This window comes from Streptomyces sp. NPDC060209 (genome assembly GCF_042728155.1).
Lineage (GTDB): Bacteria > Actinomycetota > Actinomycetes > Streptomycetales > Streptomycetaceae > Streptomyces.
Window position 1 is genome coordinate 1 of the sequence record NZ_JBHWZS010000426.1, and the last position, 6,160, is coordinate 6,160.

The window sequence follows — 6,160 nt, forward strand, 5'->3', positions numbered from 1 at the left end:
GCGCCGTGTTCAGGCCAGGTGGAACACCTCGGTCAGCGGGACCATGGCCTCGTCGGCGGCCTCCGTCTGCTCGAAGAACTGGGCCATGTCCCGCTGCCACCGTGCGTTGACCTCGGTGGCAGCCATCGCTTCCCGGGCCGCGTCGAAGTCCTCCGTCTCCAGATAGCCGACCAGCAGGCCGTCCTCGCGAAGGAACAGCGAGTAGTTGTGCCAGCCCGCCTCCGACAGCGCGGCGAGCATGTCCGGCCACACCGCCGCATGGCGCTCGCGGTATTCGTCCTTGCGGTCCTCACGGACCTTCAGCAGAAAGCAGACGCGCTGCATGGAGCCGGCTCCCCCGATCAGAAGTTGAACGTGTCGATGTTCTTGGCGTCGAAGACGGTCGGCTCGCCGAGGATGACCTCGCCGTCCTTGCCGATCGTGTACTCACCGAGCTTGCCCGCCTTGAACTTCTCGCCCTCCGCGCCGGTGATCTGCCCCGAAGCCAGCGCCGCGGCCGCGTACGAACCGAGGTAGCCGAGCTCCTCCGGGTTCCAGAGCGAGAACTGCTCGACGGTGCCGTCCTTGATGTACTTGCGCATCTGGTTCGGCGTGCCGAGCCCGTTGAGCACGACCTTGCCCTTGTACGAGGAGTCGCTCAGGTAGCGCGCCGCCGCGGCGATGCCGACCGTCGTCGGGGAGATGATGCCCTTGAGGTCGGGGTAGGCCTGCATGAGGCCCTGCGTCTGCTGGAAGGACTTCTGGTCCGCGTCGTCGCCGTACGCGACCTTGACCAGCTCCATGTCCTTGTACTTGGGGAGCTTCAGCTCCTCCTTCATGAACTCGATCCAGGTGTTCTGGTTCGTCGCGTTCTGCGTGGCCGACAGGATCGCGACCTTGCCCTTGTAGCCGACCTGCTCGCCGAGGTGCTGGACCAGGCTGCGGCCGATCTCCTCGGAGCTGGCCTGGTTGATGAAGAGCTGACGGCAGTCCTTCGCCGTGTCGGAGTCGTACGCGACGACCTTGATGTCCTTCTTCATGGCCTGCTTGAGCGGGCCGCACACCGCGTTCGGGTCGTTCGCCGCGACGAGGATGGCGTCCTGGCGCTGCTGGATCAGGGTGTTGATGTAGGAGACCTGCGAGGACGCGTTCGCGTCGGACGGGCCGACCTCCTTGCCCGTGCCGCCGTACTCCTTCGCCGCCTCGATGCCCGCCTCGTCGACGATCTTCTCGTACGGGTTGTTGATCTGCTTGGGCAGGAAGGCGATCTTCAGGCCCTTCTTCAGCGGGGCGTCCGGGTCGGCCTTCGCGGAGCTGCCGGCCTTGGCGCTCCCGCTCTCCTTGCTGTCCTTCGTGGTGCCGGAACAGGCGGTGAGGGCGAGGGCGAGGGAGACGGCGGTGGCTGCGGTCGCGACGGCGCGGCGCCCAGCGGCATTGCGGAGCATCATGGCGGCGTGTGCCTTTCGAAGAGGGAGCGAAGAAGTACGGAGACGGGGGAGGAGGAGAGACTTACGGCTGGGGTGCGGGGGAGTTCGCGGCCCGCCTGTGCCGTCGTTCGACGACCGTGGCGATGACCCGCGGAGTCAGCACGGACGCCACGAGCAGCAGCCCGGTCACGATGACCTGTACCTCGTTGGCGATGTCGTTGAGCGTGAGCAGGTTCTTCAGGACGCCGATCAGCAGGACACCGGCGACCGCGCCGAAGAGCGTGCCCTTCCCGCCGTCGAAGTCGATGCCTCCGAGCAGGACGGACGCGATGACGAGCATCTCGAAGCCGAGCCCGTTGTCCGCGCGGGCACTTCCGTACCGGAGGGTGAAGACGACACCCGCGAAGGCGGAGAACAGCCCGGTCACGACGAAGAGCAGCAGCTTGATCCGCTTGACCCGGATGCCGGCGAAGTACGCGGCCTCCTCCTGGGCGCCGATCGCGAAGAGGGAGCGGCCGAGCCCGGTGGCGTGCAGCACCACCGCGGTGATCGCGGCCAGGATGATGAAGAGCAGCACCGGATAGGTGAGGAAGGTGCCGGGGACGGTCGTGGTGTCGACGGCCCAGTCCGCGTAGACCTGCGGGAAGTCCGTCACCGCGTCGCTGCCGAGCGCCACCGAGGCCAGACCCCGGTAGAGCGCCAGGGTGCCGATGGTGACGGCCAGGGACGGCAGCCCCACCTTGGTGACCAGCCAGCCGTTCAGGAGGCCTCCGGCGACGCCCACGAGGAGCACGACCGGGACGATCGTCTCGAACGCCCAGCCGGCTTCCCAGAGCGCGCCGGTCAGCGCGCTGCCCAGACCCAGCATGGAGGCGACCGACAGGTCGACCTGCCCGGCGACGACCAGGAGGGTCATCGGCAGGGCGATGATGGCGACTTCGGCGATGTCGTTGAAGGCGAACGCGAGGTTCTCGCTCGAACCGAAGCCCTCCGTGGTCCCGAGCCCGACGACGAGGACCGCCACCAGCAGGACACCGACAGCGGTGTCCCAGCGCAGCGCCAGGCTGCGCACGAGAGAGGGCTTCGATGCGGCCCGCGGCGTGGGAGCCGTCTTTGTGTCAGGCGCCGTGGTCATGACGGGCGTTCCTCTTCCTCAGTGCGGCGGTCATCCGCAGGTTCACGATCCGGTCGACGCTGATGGCCAGCAGGAGGAGAGCACCGGTGATGGCGCCCTGCCAGAAGGAGTCCACCTTCAGCACGACCAGGACGCTGCCGATGGTGGTGAGCAGCAGGGCGCCGAGCGCCGCGCCCCAGACGGTGCCGGTGCCACCCGTGATCGCGACACCGCCGACGACGACGGCGCTGACGACGGTCAGCTCCCAGCCGTGCGCGTTGTCCGCGACGACGGTGCCGAAGCGGGCCAGCCACAGGGCCCCGGCGAAGCCGGCGACGGCTCCGGAGAAGGCGTATGCGGCGAGCACCCGGCGGCGGATCGGGATTCCGGCGAGACGGGCGGCCTCCGGGCTCGACCCGATGGCGTACAGCTCGCGCCCCGAGCGGTAGCTGCGCATGAAGTACGCCGTCGCCGCGAGCAGGACCAGCGCGATCAGCGGCAGATACGGGATGCCGAGCACGCTGCCGCTGCCGAGGCCGAGGACCGCCTCCGGCACGTCGGAGGCGCTGATCTGCTCGCCCTGCGCCCACCAGTAGTCGACGCCCTGGATGATGTAGAGCATGCCCAGGGTCACCACGAGCGCCGGGACCTTGCCGAAGCTGACGAGTGCTCCGGAGACCAGGCCGCAGACCACACCGATGCCGATGCCGAGCAGCATCACCGTCAGCACACCGTGGTCGCTCCCCGCGACGAACTTGCCGCAGGCGAAGGCGGACAGGCCGACGACGGAGCCGACGGACAGGTCGATGTTGCGGGTGATCACGACGGCGGACTGACCGACCGCGAGCAGCACCAGGATCGACGCGTTGAGCAGCAGGTCCTTGATGCCCTGGTCGGACAGGAAGCGCGGGTTGGCCAGGTAGGTGCCGAGGATCAGCAGGACCAGCGCCCCGGCGATGGAGATCTCCCGCGCACGGAAGACCGCGTCCACGAGCGAGGAAGCACTCCGCTCCGGCGCTTTCGCGGTGTCCGGGGGGCTCTCGATGGTGGTGGTCATGCCGCTGCCCTTTCATTGCGTCCGGTGGCCGCGGCCATGACCGACTCCTCGGTGGCGCTCTCGCGCGGGATCTCGGCGACGAGCCGGCCCTCGTGCATCACGAGCACCCGGTCGGCCATGCCGATGACCTCCGGAAGATCGGAGGAGATCATCAGTACGGCGAGGCCGTCCGCCGCGAGCGAGGAGAGCAGCCGGTGGACCTCCGCCTTGGTGCCGACGTCGATCCCGCGGGTCGGTTCGTCGACGATCAGCACGGCGGGGCCGGTCGCCAGCCACTTGGCCAGCACGACCTTCTGCTGGTTGCCGCCGGACAGCACGCCCACCGTGTCGGCCAGCCGGTTGTACTTGAGCTGGAGGCGCACCGCCCAGTCGGCGGCCCGGTCGTGCTCCAGGGCCCGGCTGACGAGCCCCCGCTTGCGGACCTCGTCCAGGCCGGTGAGGCCGATGTTGCGCTCGATCGACATATCCATGACCAGCCCGCGCTGGCGCCGGTCCTCGGGTACGAGCGCGAGCCCGGCGTCCATCGCCGCGGTCGGCGAACCGGGGCGCAGCACCGTGCCGGCCACCTTCACCTCGCCCGCGTCGGCGCGGTCGACACCGAAGACCGCCTGGGCGACCTCCGTGCGCCCGGCGCCGACGAGTCCGGCGAGCGCGACGATCTCGCCGCGGCGGACGTCGAAGGACACGTCGCGGAAGACACCCTCGCGGGTCAGCCGGTGCACCGACAGGGCGACTTCGCCGACCTCGGCGTCCTGCTTGGGGTAGAGGTCGTCGAGGTCACGACCGACCATCCTGCGCACCAGGTCGTCCTCGGTGAGCCCATCGAGCGGCTCCGAGGAGATCCACCGGCCGTCGCGCAGGGTCGTGACGCGCTGGCACAGCTCGAAGATCTCGTCCAGGCGGTGCGAGATGAACAGCACCGCCGCGCCCTCGGAACGCAGCGCGCGGACGACGGAGAAGAGCCTGGCGGTCTCGCTGCCCGTCAGGGCGGCCGTCGGTTCGTCCATGATCAGGACGCGGGCGTCGAAGGAGAGCGCCTTGGCGATCTCGACGATCTGCTGGTCGGCGATCGACAGCCCGCGGGCGGGCCGGTCCGGTGCCAGATCGACCCCGAGCCTCCGCATCAGCCCGGCAGTGGTCTCGTGCACGGCCTTGCGGTCGATCCGTCCCAGGGACCGCCGGGGCTGACGGCCCATGAAGATGTTCTCGGTGATGGAGAGGTCGGGGAAGAGCGTCGGCTCCTGGTAGATGACGGCGATGCCGGCGTCGCGAGCGTCCGCCGGGCCGTGGAAGACGACGGGCTCGCCGTCGAGGAGCACCTCGCCGCTGTCCGGGCGGTGCACTCCGGCGAGCGCCTTGATCAGGGTCGACTTGCCGGCGCCGTTCTCACCCGCGAGTGCGTGGGCCTCGCCGGGGAGCAACTGCAGGGACACGTCCTGCAGGGCCCGTACGGCACCGAAGGACTTGCTCACGCCCTTCAGGGCCAGGACCGGGGCCGGGTCCGGGGCGGACTGGTTCATGGGAGCTCCTCAGCGGTGGGACTGTTCCGCTCCACTCGCCGTGAAAGGTTTCAATGAGGTTGCTCGGAAGCTAAACGGGGATTGCGGGCGCAGTCAATGGGTTGATGCCGAGAAGTTCCAGGAAGAGGGGCGATGTACGACCTGAATGGGGGGAATGGGTGGGCACCCTTGACAGCCTTCGGGGCGGGCCACTATCTTCCGGGCGCTTGAATCGATTCACATAACGGTCGTGCATCGCTCCACTTACAAGTGCACTGCGTTCGGATGGTCCGGCCCCAGGAGGACGACGAGCCCCGCACGGCCGGGGACCGGCACCGGGACCTGATGCCAGCCCGCGCGCCGGTAGAAACTCAGCGTCGCCCCGGCGTGCACGGACGTGAGCAGCCAGCACCGTCCGTCGGGGGCGGCCTCGGTGACCGCCGACAGCAGTTCCGCTCCCAGTCCGGTGCCGCGCGCGGCCGGGAGGACGGCCAGCTCATCGACCTCCAGGGCCCCGCACAGCCATGCCGCGACGCGGTCGGCACCGAGCGCCTCGGCGACGTGCCCGTAGCCGCGGTCGGCGGGGAAGGTGCCGGGCGTGGTCCAGGCGGTGGCGAAGCCGTCCACGACGTCCCCGTCGAGTGCCAGGGCGGCGGTGAACCCGGGGCGGCCGGCATCGTCGGCGAGCCGCTCGGCGTACAGCGCGCCTGCTGAGGGGTCCTCGTTCCACGGCGGCGCCGAGAACACGTCGGCGTACACCCGTCGGATCCCGTCGGCGTACGCAGGAAGGCTCCCGCCCTCGACCCGCCGGACCCGCATGACCGCACCACTCCCCGCCTCCGGACCGTTCCGGAAAGGATAGGACGCCCTCGGGCGGCAGGCGCGGCGGTGCGGGTGGAGTTCGCCACGGTCCTCCTCAACCGGCCACGGGTGCCGAACGCACCCGTCTTCGGGGTGGCGAATGCGGCAGAGGTACGGCCTGGTGGGGCCGGTGCGACTCGTTCCGTACGGAAGGGGGGCCGCAGGGCGCTGAGCTCACGGGCCGCGTGCACGGCGGTGGTTCCCGGGCCGGACGGCCCCGGGA

At 69.7% G+C, this 6,160-nt stretch carries 6 protein-coding genes; all 6 read right to left on the reverse strand.

Features of this window, described 5'->3' with window-relative positions; all coding sequences use genetic code 11:
- Window positions 1-9 precede the first annotated feature (9 nt).
- Window positions 10-324 (reverse strand): L-rhamnose mutarotase, encoded by a 315-nt coding sequence (locus tag ACFWFI_RS40210; protein ID WP_387400502.1) that lies wholly within the window; start codon window positions 322-324, stop codon window positions 10-12.
- 17 nt (window positions 325-341) lie between these two features.
- A complete protein-coding gene (gene rhaS, locus ACFWFI_RS40215; protein ID WP_387400503.1) occupies window positions 342-1,427 on the reverse strand; it encodes a rhamnose ABC transporter substrate-binding protein in 1,086 nt (361 codons plus the stop codon).
- 61 nt (window positions 1,428-1,488) lie between these two features.
- Window positions 1,489-2,541, reverse strand: a complete 1,053-nt coding sequence (locus ACFWFI_RS40220; RefSeq protein WP_387400505.1) for an ABC transporter permease — start codon at window positions 2,539-2,541, stop codon at window positions 1,489-1,491.
- Window positions 2,525-3,577 carry an ABC transporter permease gene (locus ACFWFI_RS40225; RefSeq protein WP_387400507.1) on the reverse strand — a complete coding sequence of 351 codons (1,053 nt, stop codon included), beginning with the start codon at window positions 3,575-3,577 and terminating at the stop codon, window positions 2,525-2,527. Before ACFWFI_RS40225 ends, ACFWFI_RS40220 begins: the two co-directional genes overlap by 17 nt.
- Complete coding sequence (locus ACFWFI_RS40230; RefSeq protein ID WP_387400508.1) at window positions 3,574-5,097, reverse strand: sugar ABC transporter ATP-binding protein; 1,524 nt, start codon at window positions 5,095-5,097, stop codon at window positions 3,574-3,576. The genes ACFWFI_RS40225 and ACFWFI_RS40230 overlap by 4 nt, the downstream gene beginning before the upstream one ends.
- A 243-nt stretch (window positions 5,098-5,340) precedes the next feature.
- On the reverse strand, window positions 5,341-5,895 hold the full coding sequence (locus tag ACFWFI_RS40235) for a GNAT family N-acetyltransferase (RefSeq protein ID WP_387400510.1): 555 nt from the start codon (window positions 5,893-5,895) through the stop codon (window positions 5,341-5,343).
- Window positions 5,896-6,160 lie beyond the last annotated feature (265 nt).

Coding starts and splice junctions, on each gene's coding strand:
- ACFWFI_RS40225 (WP_387400507.1), bottom strand. CDS start 3,577: ATGACCACCACCATCGAGAGCCCCCCGGACACCGCGAAAGCGCCGGAG.
- ACFWFI_RS40220 (WP_387400505.1), bottom strand. CDS start 2,541: ATGACCACGGCGCCTGACACAAAGACGGCTCCCACGCCGCGGGCCGCA.
- rhaS (WP_387400503.1), bottom strand. CDS start 1,427: ATGATGCTCCGCAATGCCGCTGGGCGCCGCGCCGTCGCGACCGCAGCC.
- ACFWFI_RS40210 (WP_387400502.1), bottom strand. CDS start 324: ATGCAGCGCGTCTGCTTTCTGCTGAAGGTCCGTGAGGACCGCAAGGAC.
- ACFWFI_RS40230 (WP_387400508.1), bottom strand. CDS start 5,097: ATGAACCAGTCCGCCCCGGACCCGGCCCCGGTCCTGGCCCTGAAGGGC.
- ACFWFI_RS40235 (WP_387400510.1), bottom strand. CDS start 5,895: ATGCGGGTCCGGCGGGTCGAGGGCGGGAGCCTTCCTGCGTACGCCGAC.